Annotated in this window: 14 protein-coding genes; 9 read left to right on the top strand and 5 right to left on the bottom strand. The window is 51.1% G+C overall.

What is annotated here, in order from left to right; all coding sequences use genetic code 11:
• Positions 1 to 181: hypothetical protein (locus KKH67_11425; protein ID MBU1319790.1), on the top strand; the 181-nt coding region annotated here is incomplete at its 5' end.
• A 195-nt stretch (positions 182 to 376) separates the two neighbouring features.
• Here the strand turns inward: KKH67_11425 and KKH67_11420 are convergent.
• The 5 genes from KKH67_11420 to KKH67_11400 all read right to left on the bottom strand — a co-directional run bounded on the left by KKH67_11420 (position 377) and on the right by KKH67_11400 (position 8,861).
• Positions 377 to 3,352 carry a S8 family peptidase gene (locus KKH67_11420; GenBank protein ID MBU1319789.1) on the bottom strand — a complete coding sequence of 992 codons (2,976 nt, stop codon included), beginning with the start codon at positions 3,350 to 3,352 and terminating at the stop codon, positions 377 to 379.
• Between the two features lie 258 nt (positions 3,353 to 3,610).
• Positions 3,611 to 4,891: a hypothetical protein gene (locus tag KKH67_11415; GenBank protein MBU1319788.1), complete on the bottom strand. Its 1,281-nt coding sequence runs from the start codon at positions 4,889 to 4,891 to the stop codon at positions 3,611 to 3,613.
• A 62-nt stretch (positions 4,892 to 4,953) separates the two neighbouring features.
• A complete protein-coding gene (locus KKH67_11410; protein ID MBU1319787.1) occupies positions 4,954 to 6,006 on the bottom strand; it encodes a hypothetical protein in 1,053 nt (350 codons plus the stop codon).
• A 197-nt stretch (positions 6,007 to 6,203) separates the two neighbouring features.
• Entirely contained in the window at positions 6,204 to 7,535 is a 1,332-nt protein-coding gene (locus KKH67_11405; GenBank protein MBU1319786.1) for a sigma-54 dependent transcriptional regulator, read from the bottom strand.
• 3 nt (positions 7,536 to 7,538) lie between these two features.
• A complete protein-coding gene (locus tag KKH67_11400) occupies positions 7,539 to 8,861 on the bottom strand; it encodes a hypothetical protein (protein ID MBU1319785.1) in 1,323 nt (440 codons plus the stop codon).
• Positions 8,862 to 9,133: 272 nt separating this feature from the next.
• On the opposite strand from KKH67_11400, the gene KKH67_11395 reads away from it, so the two are divergent.
• The 8 genes from KKH67_11395 (at position 9,134) to KKH67_11360 (ending at position 17,991) form a co-directional block, all read left to right on the top strand.
• Positions 9,134 to 10,258: a hypothetical protein gene (locus tag KKH67_11395; GenBank protein MBU1319784.1), complete on the top strand. Its 1,125-nt coding sequence runs from the start codon at positions 9,134 to 9,136 to the stop codon at positions 10,256 to 10,258.
• A 677-nt stretch (positions 10,259 to 10,935) separates the two neighbouring features.
• Complete coding sequence (locus tag KKH67_11390) at positions 10,936 to 11,847, top strand: FkbM family methyltransferase (GenBank protein ID MBU1319783.1); 912 nt, start codon at positions 10,936 to 10,938, stop codon at positions 11,845 to 11,847.
• Positions 11,848 to 12,118: 271 nt separating this feature from the next.
• Positions 12,119 to 13,327, top strand: coding sequence for a glycosyl transferase (locus tag KKH67_11385; GenBank protein ID MBU1319782.1), 1,209 nt, complete (start codon positions 12,119 to 12,121; stop codon positions 13,325 to 13,327).
• On the top strand, positions 13,299 to 14,615 hold the full coding sequence (locus tag KKH67_11380; GenBank protein MBU1319781.1) for a glycosyltransferase: 1,317 nt from the start codon (positions 13,299 to 13,301) through the stop codon (positions 14,613 to 14,615). Before KKH67_11385 ends, KKH67_11380 begins: the two co-directional genes overlap by 29 nt.
• Before the next feature lie 15 nt (positions 14,616 to 14,630).
• On the top strand, positions 14,631 to 15,335 hold the full coding sequence (locus KKH67_11375) for a hypothetical protein (GenBank protein MBU1319780.1): 705 nt from the start codon (positions 14,631 to 14,633) through the stop codon (positions 15,333 to 15,335).
• Positions 15,316 to 16,182 carry an HAD-IIB family hydrolase gene (locus KKH67_11370; GenBank protein ID MBU1319779.1) on the top strand — a complete coding sequence of 289 codons (867 nt, stop codon included), beginning with the start codon at positions 15,316 to 15,318 and terminating at the stop codon, positions 16,180 to 16,182. Before KKH67_11375 ends, KKH67_11370 begins: the two co-directional genes overlap by 20 nt.
• Positions 16,183 to 16,489: 307 nt before the next feature.
• Complete coding sequence (locus KKH67_11365; GenBank protein ID MBU1319778.1) at positions 16,490 to 16,966, top strand: PEP-CTERM sorting domain-containing protein; 477 nt, start codon at positions 16,490 to 16,492, stop codon at positions 16,964 to 16,966.
• A gap of 377 nt (positions 16,967 to 17,343) precedes the next feature.
• Positions 17,344 to 17,991 (top strand): PEP-CTERM sorting domain-containing protein, encoded by a 648-nt coding sequence (locus tag KKH67_11360; protein MBU1319777.1) that lies wholly within the window; start codon positions 17,344 to 17,346, stop codon positions 17,989 to 17,991.
• Positions 17,992 to 18,254 lie beyond the last annotated feature (263 nt).

Genomic DNA, 18,254 nt, shown 5'->3' with positions numbered 1-18,254 from the left:
TAGCGAAGCGACGCGGCGATCTCCCATGCGCGGTCAGGAATCCTTTCCTGACCGGATTGCCTGCTCGCTGCTGTGCATAGCTGTCAGGATGGGAATCCTGACAGCGCGTGTATCTATTGAGAGAGCCGACGTTGAATGGATTCACCCTTTCGGGCTTGTTGAGAAAGTCCCGATGCTGTGAAGCAGCGTCATCGCGAGGAGCGGAGCGACGTGGCGATCTCCTGTGCGCGGTCAGGAATCCTTTCCTGACCGGATTGCCCGCTCGCTGCTGTGGATAGCTGTCAGGATGGGAATCCTGACAGCGCGTGTAATCTAATAAGAGCGCCGACGTTGAATGGATTCACCCCTGCGCGAGAACGACAGAAGTTGAGTCTGCCTACTTCAGCAGCACCATCTTCTTGATTTTGCTGGATGTCTCTGTTTCCAGGCGATAGAAATACAAGCCTGATGCGTACTCACTCGCGCCCCACTCGAATCTGTGCATTCCTGCACCAAGTTTCCCATCGGCCAAGGTTGTGACCCGCTGTCCCAGCAGATTGAACACTGTCAGTTTCACATCCTGTTGACGATCGAGATAGAACTCAATCGAAGTGACAGGATTGAATGGATTTGGGAAATTTTGATACAGCGTGAACCCGCTCGGCAGAATCGGGTTGTCGGATGGACTCTCCGCATCGGTTACGAGTGTGTCATATACCAGTTTTGCCTGCACAGCGGTTGCGGTAAGACTGTTTGTGGAACTCGCCCCGATAAGCGCAAAAGCGACCTCCACACTGTCACCCGCCGAAATGTCGAACGGGCCCGCTCCGATCATGCATGAATGATCCGGATGGAGATATGTCGATGTCGAAACGATGCCACCGGAAAGGAATGTCCACTTCTCTGAATTAGTGAAGCCGTTTCCATCCCACAAGTAGGTGTCATTATTGATTGCTCTGAATGCACTCGCGCCAAAATCATTGAGAATGGCGATTCCGCGATAATCCGGATCTGCAATGCTGTCGGAAGTGTACATGTAGCCTGTGTTGCTCGATGCTGAAAACCCGACTCTGTCCCGTGAGCCGGCAGAGGCGCCGCCAAAAGGCCAATCCCAATCGGTGAGAATGCCGATGCGCAGGCCTTCGATAAGGCTGCCCGATGTATTGAATACACGATAGACGATCATGACGTAGTCATCATCCGGTGAATCCGCAAATGCAAATGAATGTTGAGAGACGGTCACGCCGATCGGTGCTCCGGCCCGCGAATCGTTGAACCTGCAGTAACTTTCCTGAGCGGCCTTCGATCCCGGTTCCATGAATACTACGTCTCCATCTGGTTCAACAGCGAAATCATAGTCGGCGACATTCAACAAAACGCCTCGGACAGCATCCGACACATGGTCGGCATCTGTGCCTACGACAAGTCCCATCTCATAGAGATTGTTCGATCCTGAACCATCGTTCGGCCAAAGGAACCCTGGAAGGCTGAGACTGAAAATGCTATTCAGTGCGAAACCGTACTGCCCGAAATTCGATACACCGAAAGAGACACTTCCGGCATCGTGCACGAACGTGGAGCGAGTTCCGGGCGCCGGCAATTGCCCGGCCGTGAATATCATAGGGATATCTTTTGAGTAGTTTCCTGAGCCGATGACATGCAATGTGAATGCCAAATCAGTGCCGATTGTGAGTGTGTCATCGAACGCGATGCTGTATGGCTGTGCGGTGTTATCGGCTTCGCTGTCCATTGGAATATTCCCGAACACGAAGGATGAATCTACGACTTCAGCGCTGGCCTCATTGGTTCTGAGTACGGCTTCGACACCGGTCAGTCCGAGACCGGAGTTACCCAAAGCCAAAATCACATCGAATGTATCCCCCGGGTTGGGCGATGGTTCGTTGATCGTCGATATATACAAACTTGGGGCATTATTCGGAATCAGAAGTTCGAGCGCTGAGGGGATATCGATCAATCCCCATCCGGAGTTGTTGTCGAGTCCCGAAGCATCGACATCGATCGCGGATTCCATTAACGCTTTCTTTATAGAATCGACCGGCGCGTTCGGATTGTATTGCCTCAGAAGAGCAACAGCTCCGGCGACATGCGGGCAGGCCATCGATGTCCCCGTATTGTCAGCGTATGAGGCACCGGGCCAGGTCGATCGAATGTTCACGCCGGGAGCTACGACTTGTGGCTTGAGTGATATCCCATCGCAATCGGATGGTCCTCTCGATGACTTGCTGTACACCGGGAAGCTCGGATTGGCCGGATCAATCATTCCGATAGCAAATGAATTGTAGTCGGTTGTTGCACGGTTGGCAGGATTTCGAATAGTCTGAGCCCCGCTCCCTTCATTACCAGCCGAGAAGAGCATCACTACTCCAAGTGCTTCGAGATTGTCGACAGCATCCCAGAAAATATCGTCGCAGTTTATCCAGCTCTGCGGGTAACCCCACGAATTAGACACAACATCCGGCACATCTGTAATTGTGTTCGGATTGCCATCTGGATCGGCGGCCCATTCGAAAGCATCGAGCACATCGGTGCCGTCTATGTCAATAACCGCAGCGGCGATCCACTGAGCTTCCGGCGCCACACCGACTGTATCGCCGGTGGCGTCATCGTGCCCGACCATAATACCGAGAGTGTGTGTACCATGCCCTGGGTTGCTTGATGATGGTATGACGTGTGGAAATGAATCGCCATCAAGTGGGTTGAACCAACTCTCCTGCCAACTATAGCCGTTGTTTCCTCTCCACGTGTTCACAAGTGCAGGATGTGTTCCCTCAACGCCCGTATCAAAACTGCACACGAGCCTTCCCAGTCCGGTATATCCGAGTGCCCACATGGAATCGGCGCCGATTACTCTCAGCGCGCTCTCAACCGTGTCGGTCGGTGCTGCCGGTGAGGATCCGACAGGCTCTATCAGCATGGCAGTGGTGGCTTCGTATATAGATTCTATGTCATCTCGATTGGCAAGCTCAAAAAGCTGGTCACCGGTGGCGGTGATGCTGATGATATCGCCGATCCAGTGTCCCTTGTAAGATGTCACACTTCCAATGAGCAACTGGAGTTCCAGATACTCGAGGATATCCTTCTGCGATCTGTGCGCTTTCTCTTTCAGATGCTTCATTGCGATGGCGTGTCCGGCCTGGCGAGTGTACGAGTCGAGGGAGAGAGATTTCGAGAGTTGCGGCTCGCTTGCCCTATCGGCCATCACCAGATATGCGCTGTAAGACTTTTCCGGAGCACTTGACATTTTCGCTTGCAATGCAGGATGAATTTGAGCTGCATGCACACTACACACCGATAGTGATGCGAGCAGAATCAGGGCCGTCATGAAGCGATTCAGTAGTGTCTTGTCAGGCATGTAATTTCTCCCTTTAATCCAGCAGGCATCTGTCGGCGGTGTTCACCATTATGAGTCGACACGCCTGAGATACGAAAGATATCGGTCTGCAGGTGACGGAGCTGGTATCAGTCGGCAACAGACTGATTCCCAATGATAGTGCGGTCTCTATGTTCAAGAAGGCTCCTTCACGCATGTGAATATCAGGTAAGCTAACTAATTCTTTCTTGGAGGCAAGGGCTTTTTGTCGTGAGTATGCTTGACGAAATGCGGCGTGTGTTAGAATCGGTAGTCAAGCCCTATGCTGACGAGTGACAGCCTGTTGTCATCTTCACGAGGATCATGATTCTCCCAATCCACGGAGACGATTGCATTGAGGTTGAGGCTGCCATAGATTCTGAGATCACCGAGCAGGTTGAACTGATTGAGGATATAGTCACTGTAGAATTCATTGGTGTCGCTGGTGTAGTCTCGCTTGCCGATCTTGTGCGATGCATTCACCCACAGCCGATCGCCGAGAGACAGATCAAGACCATACTCCGCTGCGACCTGTTCGTAATCCTGATCCTGAAACTCCTCGTAACGTGACCAGAAGATGGCCGCTGAAGGCTTGATGAACAGTTCGAGAGCAATTGCCGGAAAGTACCCGGTTTTCAGTTCTGCCGTGTTGTAAATATAGTCGAAATTCACGACGTCTTGAGAATCGAATACGGAGTATTCGAATTGATTCTTCACTCCGATTCGCCAACGATCGGACGGTAACACGGTCAGCTCGGTTTCGAGAAACTCCTCCCACGCATCATCAACATTGTCCTCTTTGTTGGACAAGATTCGCATTAGTTCATTCCTAACCTCCATAGACAATTCAAGACTTGGCGACCAGGCGAATTCAAGAAGTGCTCGATGTCTTGAGTAGTTGAGGCGCGCCGAATCGCCCACGATCCTCCGGTCATTCCTGTATGTGAATGCTATCAGGTCTGTCCAGCCGAACTCCTTTTCGAGACCGATCGAGAGCTTGTTGTAGTTGTAGTCGAAACTGAAGTCGTCTGAGCCGTCATATCTGACCAATTCGAACGAGTTCTTCGCAACGAAGAACATTCCCGATGCCAATTCCGGTCTGACTCTGCCGGTTATCGAATTGGTAACGTAGCCAGTCCTGCTTATACCCATCTCTTTCCACACAGACCTGATGTCGAGCTGGTTTTCCAGTGTCACTGATCGGATGCGAAGTCTCAGATCGAGACTGTTCCGAAAGTCTTCATCTGAGACATAAGAGAAGTTATTGAGCTCGATATTTCCATTTGAACTGACCTGCTTCATCCAGTTGACCGACGATTTCAGGCGGAAGGCATTGATAGCATCGGATGTCTGTCGGAGAGTTGTGATCGAATCCTCGTCGAGCGCCAACGTGTCAGTGACAGAGAGGTAGTATCCTTGTGTTATCTGATCGTATCCCAGCCCCAGCGACAGCGTGACGTTTTCATTGGGCGTTTCCGCCATTAGGCAGGAACCGGAAGCTGCGAGTATTATCGCACTACTCAGTAACAGGAGATATCTCACAATATAATCGGCGCCCTTACAGCCATCTTCGGTGAGGTTACAATTCCGTTTGTGCGAGGAGTTTATTTCTCCATCATGTCGCGTGCTCTCTCGGCGAGGTCTCGAGCCGCCTTTGCCTCGACAATTGATACATTATGCTTGCCGCTCGATAGCGCCTCTTTCGCTCTGCTCTGATGCCCGACAGCGACATCTATGAGCTCACTGGCATTTGCGTTCGGACTATCATGCAGGCGATCCCTCAGGTTCTCGATCAGTCGATCATTCTGTTGCAGCAGCTTCTCGATTCGTTCCGGCTGCACATCTGTTTCCATTTTCGCGAGAGCCTGCTTCGCCACATCGCGCGCTCTAGTCGTCTGATTCAAAGCACTCTGATGGTCGCCAGACTCGAAACGCTCTCTAGCGATCAACTGTGATGCCCTGGCATTTTCGAGCAGCATATGAACCTGCCCATTGCTTTCGAGCTGAGTTGCGCGTTCTAACGCCTTGGCAATGAGATCGTCGGTGCGGTCGATTTCCCGCCTGAGCCTGTTTGTCTGATTCGGCTGCCGCCCTGCAATTTCAATAGCCTTCTTGGCTGTGTCTCGTGCCTTAAGAGTTGCTTTGAGGGCAATCTTGAGCCTGTTACCTCTGAAGAACTCCTTGCCGTCGGTTTGTGTCTTGGAGGCGCGCTCCAGGAGCGACACCGCATTCTGGTCATTTGATTCACGTACCTGATCATGAGCCTTTTTCAACACATCGTCGGTCCGTTCGATTTCGCGACTCACGAGGCTGGAATTCTCGTCCGACATCTGGATGGCGCCGATGGCTTTCTTAGCCTGTTCGCGTGCCATCAGAGTCAGCGTGCTCGCTCTACGGTGAGTCCCTTCTCTATAGGCGTCCCGTGCACCGCGCTGAAGTTCCACCGCTCTTTCCAGATGTTGGTATCCTATGACCGATCCAGCTTCTCTGACAGCGTCGGCAGCTCGATCGATAAGGCGCTCGGTTATCTCTAACTCGCGTTCTGCGTTGCTGCTTACCTGTGCCGAGGATATCGGAACAAAGAGGATGCCGAACAAGGTGGCTATGCCGAGAAGTCCAATCATCCGGCGAGTATGTCTTTCTATATCAATCAGCATTGCGAATCCTCCGGTATATATAGCTCTACCGGTGCTGTTATGCAAGCTCCATGCCATAAAACCGGGATGCCCGCAAACAATCTAAGCCTCTCATTATCATCACCTTGCACCAAAGAACATCCTCAACAACTGCGCTGACAGTAGTGCTTGAGAGTGTTCTTGAACCGACAAGTACATCATATGTACCTGCAGGTACACTATTCGATGCCATATTTCTTCAGCCTTGAATAGAGCATTCTTCGAGTGATATTGAGCAGCTTCGCTGCCTTTGTCCTGTTGCCGGCAGCCTTCTTGAGAGCATCGAGAACTGCCTGTTTCTCAAGATCATCGAGAGCCAGTCCCGAATTGTCATTGCCTGTGATCCTGACTTCCTGCCTCGGCTTGACTTTCAACGCAAGGTGCTCCGGACTCAGTTCATCTCCTGCAGCCAGGATCATGGCTCTTTCAAGGACGTTTTTCAATTCGCGGACATTTCCCGGCCAATGATATGCAACCAGGTGATTTAGAACATCGGGAGTCAGTTTGCTATGTCGACGGTTGAGCTTACGGCTGAAGTACTCCGCCAGAATCGGAATGTCATCTGCACGTTCCGCAAGAGTCGGCATCTGAACCGGAAATACATTGAGTCTGTAAAACAAGTCTTCTCGAAACTGCCCGGTTTCCATGTCGTTCTCGATATCACGATTCGTGGCGGAGATTACACGGACATTGATGGCGATTTCATCGGTGCCTCCGACTCGAACGATTTTGCGCTGCTCCAATGCTCTAAGGAGTTTTACTTGCACTGAAGGCTTAATTTCACCGACTTCATCGAGAAAAAGAGTTCCATTCTCGGCAAGTTCGAATCTTCCGAGTTTGCGCCTGATCGCGCCGGTGAATGCGCCGCGCTCATGTCCGAAAAGCTCCGATTCAAGGAGCGTCTCCGTCAAAGCCGCACAATTGACAGCCACAAATGGCCCGGCGGATCGACTCGATCTCTTGTGAACCATGTTCGCTATCAACTCTTTGCCGGTTCCGGATTTTCCGAGAATAAGCACATTCGCTTCGGTTGCGGCGACCTTTTCCACCATTGAGAGAAGCTCGCGTACCGGTGGACTGTTGCCGATGAATTCGTCGTAGTTGAACGACTCGAGATCGCATTCGAGCTGTTCGCGCCTTGCATCTTTCTTCTTCTCAGAAAGGATTCTCTGAACCAACAGCACGAGTTCGTCGAGCGAGAATGGTTTGATCAGGTAATCGTACGCGCCCGCCTTCATCGCCTCGACAGCGGTTTGCGCAGAGGCAAACGCGGTCATCATGATGACTTCGCACTCGACGCTGGCTTCTTTTGCTGCGCGAAGGATTTCCATTCCATCGGGCGGTTCCATCTTCAGATCGGTTACGACTATGTCGAAGGACTTCTGCTGGATCTGCTCCAAAGCTTCGTTACCGGAGGTGCATATTGTCAGGTTGTGACCGGCATCCTCAAGCGCGCCGCCAACCAGAAATCCCATCTTCTTTTCATCATCTACAACAAGTATCTGTGCCATGTACTATCCCTTCGCAGGCAGAATGACCGTCACGACTGCTCCGCCATTATCTCCCGGCTTGATAGAGATCGTTCCGCTGTGAGCCTCGATCACGCTTTTCACAACGTACAATCCAAGTCCGGATCCTTTCTCGCGGGTGGTGAAGAACGGATCAAAGACTCGATCAATGACACCGGCTGAGATGCCGGCACCCTGATCGGCCATCACAATCTGAATCTCGCGCGTGCCGGATTTCCCGGTGCCGGTGACCTCTATATCGAGTTGCCCGCCATTTGGCTGAGCATCTCTGGCATTCAGCATTAGATTGAGCAACGCTTGCCTGATGCTGAACCGATCTGCCACTATTCTGAAGTCACCCTCGTCTGAACCATATACAGCCGTTATTCCGACATGCGATTCCTGGAAATCTGTTCTGGTTTGTTCAACCAATGTTTCTATCATCTCTCTAATACAGAATTCTTCCTGTTTGTTCTTCACCGGGTGAGCGAAATCGAGATATCCTGCCACTACTGCATTTAGTCTGTCGACTTCATCCGATATGAATTCGAAAACTGGATCGTCACTCTCCGCACCATGTTTCCGTTTGATTCTCTCGGCGCTATTCTTGATGATGCCGAGTGGATTCCTGATTTCGTGCGCGATAGTCGCCGCCATTTCTCCCATTGATGATATTGCGGATGCACGCAGCAGCGCATGTTGTGCCGAAATCAGCCGCCGATTGACCATCACGAAAAATATGAGAATCAGAATCATGAAGATCACGCTGCCCATGCTGACAACTATGATATTTCTCTTGAAATCATCGATTGTCTGAAAAACGGCGTAACCTGCCTCGGCTCTCAGTATAGCGACCACCGAATCGTTGAGATCGAATACCGGAACGAAAGCGGTCAGCAAATAGAGGCTGTCCGATCTGAACAGGGGAGTAGTGCCCGTGATTCCGGCCTGCGCCGACGTGAATTCGGTCAGGTTCAGTATCTCTTCTTCATGGCCGGATTCCGGCTGTTCGAGCAGGTTGCGACCGTTGATGTCGAAAACATCCAGGCTCAGAAGACTGCCGGCATCGCTGACCTCATTCAATTGATTGACCAAGTCGCTGTAATCTTCAAGTAGATACTCACCTGAGATGATGTCTTTCAGGATGTACGGATCGAGCCGGTTCGCAGTCGATTTCGCCAGAGACTCGATCTCCTCAGAAATCCGCGTCTCCAGGAAGTTCTTCAATTGGGTATACTGGTACCAGAGGCTGATATTGAAGATTATCAATATGAGTGCAGCAAAAATGGTCACTGCAATAGAAAATTTCCGTCCAACTGCCAATCTCATAACAGACGCAATTTACTCCGGACAAGAGGCCGCCGCAACAAGAACTGTACCTATATGTACAGTTCGGTATGTCTGCTCGTTCCTGAAGTGTACCTGACGGTACATTCAACGGTTCAATTACTCATCTCGCGGATTCCGGATTTTGACTATAGCGTTGTGGCACAGAGGATTACAAAATGTGCTGAAGTTTTGGCACGCAGATCGCTTTATCCCTCACTGAAATCGACATTGGCTGAGTGTGAAGGGTTCATAAATGCAGGAGGTAATTTGAAATGAAGAGGACACTGATTTTGCTCTCGATGCTGGCTCTCGCCGGGGTTCTTGTCATCTCAGGTTGCTCGAAAAAGACGACTGGAGTCGTTCCCACTGACGATGGGCTGAACTACGAGGATGAATTCGGCGGATATGATGCTTCCGATGAAGCTCCCGGTTTTGGCGATGAGGTGATTCTGGGCGAGATGACCGAACAGGATGAAGTCCCGACGCCGGATACAGAGCTCGGACCGATTTTTGACAGTATTGGCAACATTGACCATGTCCGGGTTTTCGGTTTGAGGATACTCTGGGGCATGCTCGAATTTGATTCCACTGTGACGCAGGCTACCGATTGGTCCGGATCGCTGACGATAGATCGTGGCGGCATAAGAATGGTCTCGATGATCAGGTTTGAGCGTGGCGATGAAATTATCCGGCCGCGCACCGACCGCAAGAAGGTCGAATGGCAATCATATACTCTTCGACACTTTGATGGCATATTCGTGCTGCTGTATGATGTCCCGAGTTCGTTGACCGAAGTCGAAAACACGGTCACATTCGCGACAGGGCCGTACACGAGAACATTCACTATGGCCGAGCTTGAATCACTCTCCGAGATAGTTGAAGTGGATGACATCGGGAATAAAGTATCATTCGATGCCTTCTATGCACCGAGACTCGAATGTCAATTCGGAAGTATGGAAGGTCGCTGGGTCAAGAAAGGTCCGCAGAATGGCGTGATCTATGGACGCTGGATGTCATCCGACGGCCGTTTCCTCGGACACATCCGTGGTCACTGGGGAGTCAACAGCTCCAATGGCAAGGTCTTCTTCGGCAAGTGGATCAGCGACCTCGGTCAATTCAGAGGACTGATTCGCGGAACCTGGGGTGTCGGCGATGCTACCGATGCTGCCGATCCTGTCGGGGGCTGGTACCTGGGAGTCTGGGCCGACAGAGGCGGAGTTGTGCAGGGAGTACTCGGTGGTCAGTGGACCGCTGTCCCGAACACACTTGATGACGGTAACGGCACCGGCAACAGTAATGAAGATGATGGTAGTAGATATGGTGGCGACACCGGCGGTATCCCTGAAAGAGGACATGGGTTCTTCAGCGGCCGCTGGGCGCAGAATTGTCCTGAATAATAACTCTCCCCGTTGCGTGCGTATCTTATAGATGAACGGCCTGCTCCTCTCCCGAGCAGGCCGTTTCTTGTTTGTATTCACATTCAGGGTTTCTCCACAAGCCCGAGAAACGGCATCCAGTCAATCGACAGAGCCACTCCGCTTTCGTGCGCGGGCAGAAATCCCTTTCTGCCCGGATTATTCATCTGTCAGGAAAGGATTCCTGACAGCGCGCGCGGGAGATCGCCACGTTGCTTCGCTCCTCTCGATGACGACGATTCGGAGTCACTTGCAGCGAGCCTGGAACGAATTCCGCTCTGATGCGTTAGTCTATTTAGACAGAAGTATTCGCAACCACTCGATTATTGATTTCAGCCTCGTAAAATAGACATCGTCAGAGCGCAGGCGTGTTCTGTACTCGATCCAAACATCAGGGAGAACATAGTGGAGCGATTCCTATCAAACCGAGACAATCTCGACGCTGCATAAGATCGGTAAAGAAGGCGTCGCCGCCCTCGAAGAAGAACTTCGCGGATTCTGCAAATCGCGACTCATTCGATTGTTTTGGTTGATGTGACACACGCGGTAAGTTACTATTAGTTCAGATGGGGTTGTTGAAAAAGTAGTTGGTGCGGTGCATCGAGTGACCGTTAGAAATCGACGTCATTGCGGGCGACCGAAAGGAGCGTGGCAATCTCATGAGGCAGCTGATTTCAACTGTGATTTTCAAACTGGTGTCTCTCTACACAAGACACTTCCCAATCGATAAAGGCAAGAGCAGGATTGTCAATCTGCTGTGGCATCGGGGAATGCAGGGCTATTCCTGCCTTACGAAATCAATCGACGGCCGCGTGTTCGAGTTCAATTCCCTAACAAAACACAACCGTTGGGTCTTCTTCTACGGTGAAAGCGATCCGTACGAGACCGCGCTGATACGCTGTCATGTAAAGGATGGAGAGACTGCGATCGACGCTGGCGCGAATGTCGGATGGTTCACGACGCTTCTCTCGCAACTCACGGGAGAACAGGGGAGAGTCTTTGCGATTGAACCGGTGCCGGGCAATTTCGAGGTGCTCTGCAAGTCGGTCGAACTCAACAGCTGTCAATCGAACGTGACATGTTATAATCGACTTTGCGGAGATCGTGACGGATTTGACGAAGTCTTTGAGTTTCCTGAGCTTGATCCCGGGCTAAGCAGCCAGCGTCCGATCAGTGATCAGTGTCGTGTTGCGCATAAGATTGAGTTGATCCGCCTTGACGATCTCATCAATGATAACGGGCTCAGTGCCGTAGACTTCCTCAAGGTCGATGTCGAAGGCGCCGAATTGGCGCTGCTAAGGGGATGCGCCGAATCGCTGAGATCGGGCGTCATCAAATCGATTCTCATCGAGGCGAACGATGAACGTTCAGCCGCGTTCGGGTACGCATTTCAGGATTGTATCGACTTGATTCTCGGTCTCAATGATTTCGATTGCTTTAGAGTGTGTCGGGACAGGATCGGCATCCGTGCAATGCAAGACAGGTCTGATTTTGAGTTCGGAGACAATCTTGTCTTCCTGTTGAAATCGGCCGGAAAGCTCGAACACATATCTTCGCTAATCGTGAGTTGATTCGAATACAGGTGAATTATTGCAGATCGATGTTCTGAACAAGAAAACGAGTCTTGCCTGATTAGCATAGGTCACGGCATCATCTGCGGAACAGACTTCTTGGGCAGAAGATGGCGCGATTACGATTGGAACGAATCGCTGCCGTATTTGTTATATTTGTAAAAGACATGTATCCTTGATCGCGCGATGCTGGTGTTCGACCATGGAAGGTTGAATGCGATAGCTTATCAAGCTGCACCGGGAACAGTCCAATTACCGGGGAGTCTTCTCGATGAGCGATTTCTATCAGACCGGAACAATCTCCACACTGCATAAGATCGGCAGAGAAGATGTCTCCGCCCTCGAAGAAGAACTTCGCGGATTTTCCAAATCGCGACCTCTTTCGCTAATTCTGCCAGCCATATATGAAGAATTCGAACGACCGGCGCTCCCCAGGATTCTAAAAGAACTTGAAGGCGTCGACTATCTCCGCGAGATCGTGCTGGTTATGAACAAAACAAGCGCTATGCAATTCAGGGAGGCGAAAAGACACTTGTCTGGCTTGCCGTATCCGGTCAAGATCGTCTGGTCAAGCGGTGAGCGGATCGGGAAATTGTACGATCATCTCGAGAGGGAACAGCTCTCGCTTGGTGAAGATGGCAAAGGTCGGTCGGTCTGGATAGCGCTTGGATATCTCATCGCGCAGGATCATTCAGAGGCTATCGCGCTACATGACTGCGACATCCTGACATATGACCGCGGGTTGCTCGCAAGGCTTTGCTATCCACTCGGCAATCCCAACCTCGGATATGAGTTCTGCAAAGGCTATTACAGCCGCGTTACTGATCGACTGCATGGCAGAGTGACGCGCCTGTTCTTCATCCCGATGATTAGATCAATCATCAGGATTCTCGGGCATCTTCCATTGCTCGACTACCTGAACAGCTTTCGATACCCGCTTGCAGGCGAATTCTCGCTCGACATCCATCTCTCACGCATCAATCGCATACCGAGCGACTGGGGGCTTGAGGTGGGCATGCTCTCCGAAGTGTATCGGAACTGTGCCCAGAGCAGAATTTGCCAGGTCGACTTAGCTGAAGTTTATGAGCACAAGCATCAGGAGTTGTTATCAGATGATCCGACACGCGGCCTGCTCAAGATGTGTATAGATATTACGAAATCGGTCTTTCGTACCGTCGCTCAGGAGGGAGTGATTCTCTCTGAGGCTTTCATGCATACATTCGAGGTCACTTATCTGCAGATGGCGCAGAATATCGTAAAACAGTACGAGGATGATGCTTCTATCAATCATCTGTATTTCGACCGACATGCGGAATCGGGCGCAGTCGAGACCTTTGCCAGAGGGATCGAGATCGCGGCGAAGGAATTCTGGCAGAATCCGCGTAGCTCGCAGGTTATTCCAAACTGGAACCGAGTCACTTCGGCAATCCCTGACATCCTTGAGCAGTTGAATGAAGCCGTCGAACTCGATAACAAATAGCGGTGGTCAATTGTCTCGAAAAGTCAAATTAATAGGGCGACAGCTCAAGAAGCAGGTCGACAGTATCAAGAAAGCCGACATTATCATCGGCATCCCGAGCTACAACAACTCCGATACGATTCACCACGTCGTCAATGCCATTTCTGCCGGGATCATTAAGTATTTCCCGGACTACACGACCGTGGTTGTCAATTCAGACGGAGGTTCGACAGACGGCACTCCAAGGATTGTGATGGATGCGGCAATCGACGATCTCGAAACGATCATGGTTGAGCATCCCATCTACACAATTCACAAGATCAGCACTCCCTACCGTGGTGTGCCCGGCAAGGGCTCTGCATTCAGGACGATTTTCAAGATCGCAAACATGCTGGAAGCCAAAGCTATAGCCGTTGTCGACTCCGATCTGAGGAGCATTACGCCAGAGTGGATTGAATTGCTTGTTGCGCCCGTACTTCACAAATCTTTTGACTTTGTTGCGCCCCGTTATCAGCGGCACAAGTACGATGGTACGATCACTAACAGTGTAGTCTATCCAGTGACCAACGCCCTTTATGGCTCGGGAGTCCGGCAGCCGATAGGGGGCGAGTTCGGCTTCTCCGGCGCGCTGGCAGCTCATTTCCTGACAGTGGGGGAATTCGACACTGATATTGCGCGCTTCGGAATCGATATTTGGATGACCACTACTGCTCTGGCCACAGGCTGCAAGATTTGTCAGGTTTTTCTCGGCGCAAAAATCCACGATCCCAAAGATCCCGGCAGTGACCTGTCGTCGATGTTAGTGCAGGTTGTCGGTTCGCTCTTCTATCTCATGGAGAAATACGAACATATCTGGTGGGACAGGACCGAGACAAAGAGAGTTCCTGAGTTCGGATTCCGCTTCCAGGTCGGTGTAGAGCCGGTCAATGTCAACCTCGAACGACTGGTGCAGGGATTCCGGCAGGGAGTCGACAGCCTTGGACCTGTCTGGAAGACGATTCTCGATCCTCGCAGTCTCGATCAACTTTCGGAAATGTCAAGATCGGACATCAGTCAGTTTTCATTCCCCGCGGAATTGTGGGTCAAGGTCATTTATGATTTCGCCCTCGGTTTCCATCATCGTGTTATGCACCCCGACCATCTGGTTAGAGCCCTGACTCCGTTGTATCTGGGGAGAACTGCCGGATTCATTAATCAAATCCAGGACAGCGATCCAGATGAAGTGGAGCGGGTAATTGAGGAGCTGTGTGTGGAGTTCGTCAGACAGAAGCCTTATCTCATGTCGCGGTGGAGAAGACCGCGGCCATAATCGGAGGTGCAGGAAATGGAATTTGATACCATGATACTGGAGCCGCTTCTTAATGCTGCAAAGCCGGTGCTTGAACTGGCTCCTCGGTTGCTCGCTTTTGCGGCAGTTGTGATGATCGGATTGGTGCTCGCCTACCTTCTGAAAAAGCTCGTTGTGTTCTTGCTGAAGATTTCCAACTTCGATGTTCTCTGTTACCGTATTGGACTGAGTTCGCTCGTGTCGAAAGCTTGGTACGATCAGACTGCCAAGGACATACTCGGGCGGCTTGTCTACTGGTTGGTTCTCTTGTTTCACCTCTTTCTCGCCGTGTCGGTGCTGCATGTCGAGGCTCTGAATCAGATGGTGAGCGGAGTCATAGCGACCCTGCCGCAACTCTCCATCGCTGTTGTTATTTTTGCGTTCGGATACTTCGTTTCTCGCTTCCTTGGTCGGGCAGCGCTTATCGGTCTCGTCAATTCGCAATATCAGTCCGCGAGCCTGATCGCATTTCTGGTGAGGGGCATCATTATGATTTTCTTCTTTGCAATAGCGACCGAATACATCGGAGTCGGCAGAGGGATCATAATCGCGACATTTGCAATACTCCTCGGCGGTGTGGTCCTTGCGCTGGCGATAGCTTTTGGACTTGGCGGGCGCGAGATTGCCCGGGAGATGCTTCAGAAGAAACTGAAATCGCTCGGACATCGCTCAAAAGGACCGGATGACTTATACCATATCTGATTCTAATCTCGATAAGTCAAGCCTCGCGGTGATAACTGACCTTGACGGCACCCTTCTCGATTATGACAGCTATTCGTTCGATGCTGCGAAGCCTGCTCTCAGTAAGCTCCGAGCAATGAAAGTCCCGGTGATATGCTGTTCGTCGAAGACTTGTGAAGAGATCATGCACTGGCGACGCATATTGAGAATCAGCGACCCCTTCGTCAGCGAGAATGGCGCTTCTGTGGTCTTGCCAAGGCAGCATTTCAAAGTCTTGTCCAATGATCTGCAGCCGAGGGGCGCCTATTTGGTGAAGACATTCGGAACGAATAGAGATTTGCTGAGATATGTCTTCGAAAAAGTTAGAGATGAGTCGGGCATCACCATGATCGGATTTTCCGATATGACCGTCGCTGAGATCAGACAGCTCTGCGGCTTCGCATCTGACTCTGAGGCCGTGCGTGCCGCCAGCCGCGAACACAGCGAACCATTCAGATTCGGAAACGGCGTCGGGGAAGCGAAGATCGCACGAGTCCTCAGGGAGTTCACCAACGCTGGATTGCACGTTATAAGGGGGAGACGGTTCTACCACCTCGCCGGGAAAGTCAACAAAGGACTGGCAGTAGGGTATCTGCGTGAGGCGTATCTCAAAGCTCACGGAAAACGATTGACGCTCATCGGCATCGGTGACAGCAAGAATGATATCGAGATGCTTGAGGCTGTGGATATTCCGTTTCTTGTGATGGGCAGGAGCCGCCGATATGACAAAACTGTCAAGGAGACTGCCCGACCGATGTTGGCAGGCGCTCCCGGTCCGGAGGGCTGGAACAGGGCTGTTGATTTGATCCTATCCCGGTTAACAGCTTAGAAGCTTGTCCCGGCACCCGCCAGACTGAATTTAGGGTCAACAGCATAAACTGAGAAAGTGTCGGAATCTCGGACGAATAGCTCAGTTTCTATCTTGCTGTCTGACAATATCTTACTCATTGGCGGGCTCATTGGCTGTCTTTTGCTGTCGGGAATCAATACATAAGTTGGCTTCTCAACCCTTTGCGCACAGTAGGTGTATCCTTTGTAATTCATTGTTGTATTATAAGTTATTGATAGTGAGTCTTGTTCGGCATATATGTTGCTGGCATTATTGATAGAGGAATCTCACTATTTGGGAGAGGAAAATGATCATGATAAAATTCGCAGTTATACTGATTATCGCGGTGTCGCTTGTATTCGGAAGTTCAGCGTATGCGCTAATTGTCGATTTCGAAATGGGACTCGCTCGGAATGTTGAAAACGCATCTTCCGGAGTTCCGGGGCTTCAGTTCATCAGCTCGGCCGACGATGACTGGCTGCATCCTGACATCCCGACAAGTGACTGCATTGGCGATGCTTTCGACCTGCTCGACGGCCAGGAGAATGGCACCAGCGACGTGCCCTATTCCAAGCAAGGCGGTTCCGATTTTCTTTCTTTGTCGCCAGCCGTCAATAGCACATCAAACACGCTGCCGAACAATCACGGCAGCATGAATTCGTTTGACGACATCATTGGCGAACCAAGCGGCGATCCATCAGATCTTCCGGAGCCGGCTACTCTGCTCCTTCTTGGCGCAGGTCTGCTCGGCGGTGGTATTGCCCGTCGCAAAGCTCGTAAATAATAGCTAATAAGAGTTAGGTGAGTAATCACCGAAACAGGGTCGCATTAGCGGCCCTGTTTTTTGTTGCAGGAATCGTATCCATGTCAAACGCTGCAGCACTGTCGGAAAACCCGACACTCCCAATGGAAGTCTAAGATATTGATCATCAATAGATTGTGATTATGATTATCGATAAACACAGTGGCTATGTCGGAATTGCGGACATCTGTCCGAGGTTCTGAATTGCCACCGCATATATCCGACGTCGCATAAGTGGTTGTCTGTCATGCCATTAGCTGTCTTGCAATATAGTGGCACGGCGATTGCTCAATAGTTGAACAGTTATGAAATCAATTGAGAATTTAGAACACTGTTGTTTTCTTTTCCAGGAGGATGAAATGAGAAAGCTCACGAGAATCGCCGTAGCACTGCTGATGGTTTTCGCGATCAGCGGAACCGCCAATGCATGGCTTCTGGACTTCGAGGATGGATTGGGTCAGGATCAGGTGCCTATCGCAAGCACGATCCCGGGACTGCAGTTCACGAACACTGCCGGATTCGACTGGATCTACGGTGATGCCACAACCGGTAACTGGAATGTATCGAACGATCTGGGTGATATATGGGGAACCGGCCGTTACAACATGGAAGGCTATGTTTTTGCATTCCTCGGCACCAGTCAGGGTTCCGGTCGTATCGACTTTTTGAATCAGGATGGTTCGTTCTTCACGACCGGCTACAGCTCAGCTTCAGATTTCTTCGTAGAAGCCTATGATGTGAACGACAACCTGATCGATGCAGCCTCAGGTGCGGCTAACACGCAGTGGGAAGGTGTCTATCAGCTCGATTACCTGACCGTGTCATCCGGGATGAATGACATTGCTTATGTCATGATTCACGACACTGGTAACTTCTGGTTGACCGACAACATGTCGGGTGACGCTTCTGGCGTTCCGGATGATGCCATTCCTGAGCCGGCCACTCTGCTCCTTCTCGGCGCTGGTCTGCTCGCTGGTGGTATTGCCCGTCGCAAAGCTCGCAAATAATAGCTAATAAGAGTTAGGTGAGTAATCACCGGAACAGGGTCGCATTAGCGGCCCTGTTTTTTGTTGCAGGAATCGTATCCATGTCAAACGCTGCAGCACTGTCGGAGAACCCGACACTCCCAATGGAAGTCTAAGATATTGATCATCAATAGATTGTGATCATAATTATCGATAAACACAGTGGCTATGTCGGAATTGCGGACATCTGTCCGAGGTTCTGAATTGCCACCGCATATATCCGACGTCGCATAAGTGGTTGTCTG

The sequence above is a fragment of the Candidatus Zixiibacteriota bacterium genome, assembly GCA_018820315.1.
Taxonomy (GTDB): Bacteria; Zixibacteria; MSB-5A5; order JAABVY01; family JAHJOQ01; genus JAHJOQ01.
This window is presented reverse-complemented; position numbering and strand designations above follow the sequence as displayed.

What these genes read in the sequence shown, in the direction of transcription:
- KKH67_11405 (MBU1319786.1), bottom strand. Translation starts at nt 7,535, where the DNA reads ATGGCACAGATACTTGTTGTAGATGATGAAAAGAAGATGGGATTTCTG.
- KKH67_11390 (MBU1319783.1), top strand. Translation starts at nt 10,936, where the DNA reads ATGAGGCAGCTGATTTCAACTGTGATTTTCAAACTGGTGTCTCTCTAC.
- KKH67_11400 (MBU1319785.1), bottom strand. Translation starts at nt 8,861, where the DNA reads ATGAGATTGGCAGTTGGACGGAAATTTTCTATTGCAGTGACCATTTTT.
- KKH67_11420 (MBU1319789.1), bottom strand. Translation starts at nt 3,352, where the DNA reads ATGCCTGACAAGACACTACTGAATCGCTTCATGACGGCCCTGATTCTG.
- KKH67_11360 (MBU1319777.1), top strand. Translation starts at nt 17,344, where the DNA reads ATGAGAAAGCTCACGAGAATCGCCGTAGCACTGCTGATGGTTTTCGCG.
- KKH67_11375 (MBU1319780.1), top strand. Translation starts at nt 14,631, where the DNA reads ATGGAATTTGATACCATGATACTGGAGCCGCTTCTTAATGCTGCAAAG.
- KKH67_11410 (MBU1319787.1), bottom strand. Translation starts at nt 6,006, where the DNA reads ATGCTGATTGATATAGAAAGACATACTCGCCGGATGATTGGACTTCTC.
- KKH67_11380 (MBU1319781.1), top strand. Translation starts at nt 13,299, where the DNA reads ATGAAGCCGTCGAACTCGATAACAAATAGCGGTGGTCAATTGTCTCGA.
- KKH67_11370 (MBU1319779.1), top strand. Translation starts at nt 15,316, where the DNA reads ATGACTTATACCATATCTGATTCTAATCTCGATAAGTCAAGCCTCGCG.
- KKH67_11395 (MBU1319784.1), top strand. Translation starts at nt 9,134, where the DNA reads ATGAAGAGGACACTGATTTTGCTCTCGATGCTGGCTCTCGCCGGGGTT.
- KKH67_11365 (MBU1319778.1), top strand. Translation starts at nt 16,490, where the DNA reads ATGATCATGATAAAATTCGCAGTTATACTGATTATCGCGGTGTCGCTT.
- KKH67_11385 (MBU1319782.1), top strand. Translation starts at nt 12,119, where the DNA reads ATGAGCGATTTCTATCAGACCGGAACAATCTCCACACTGCATAAGATC.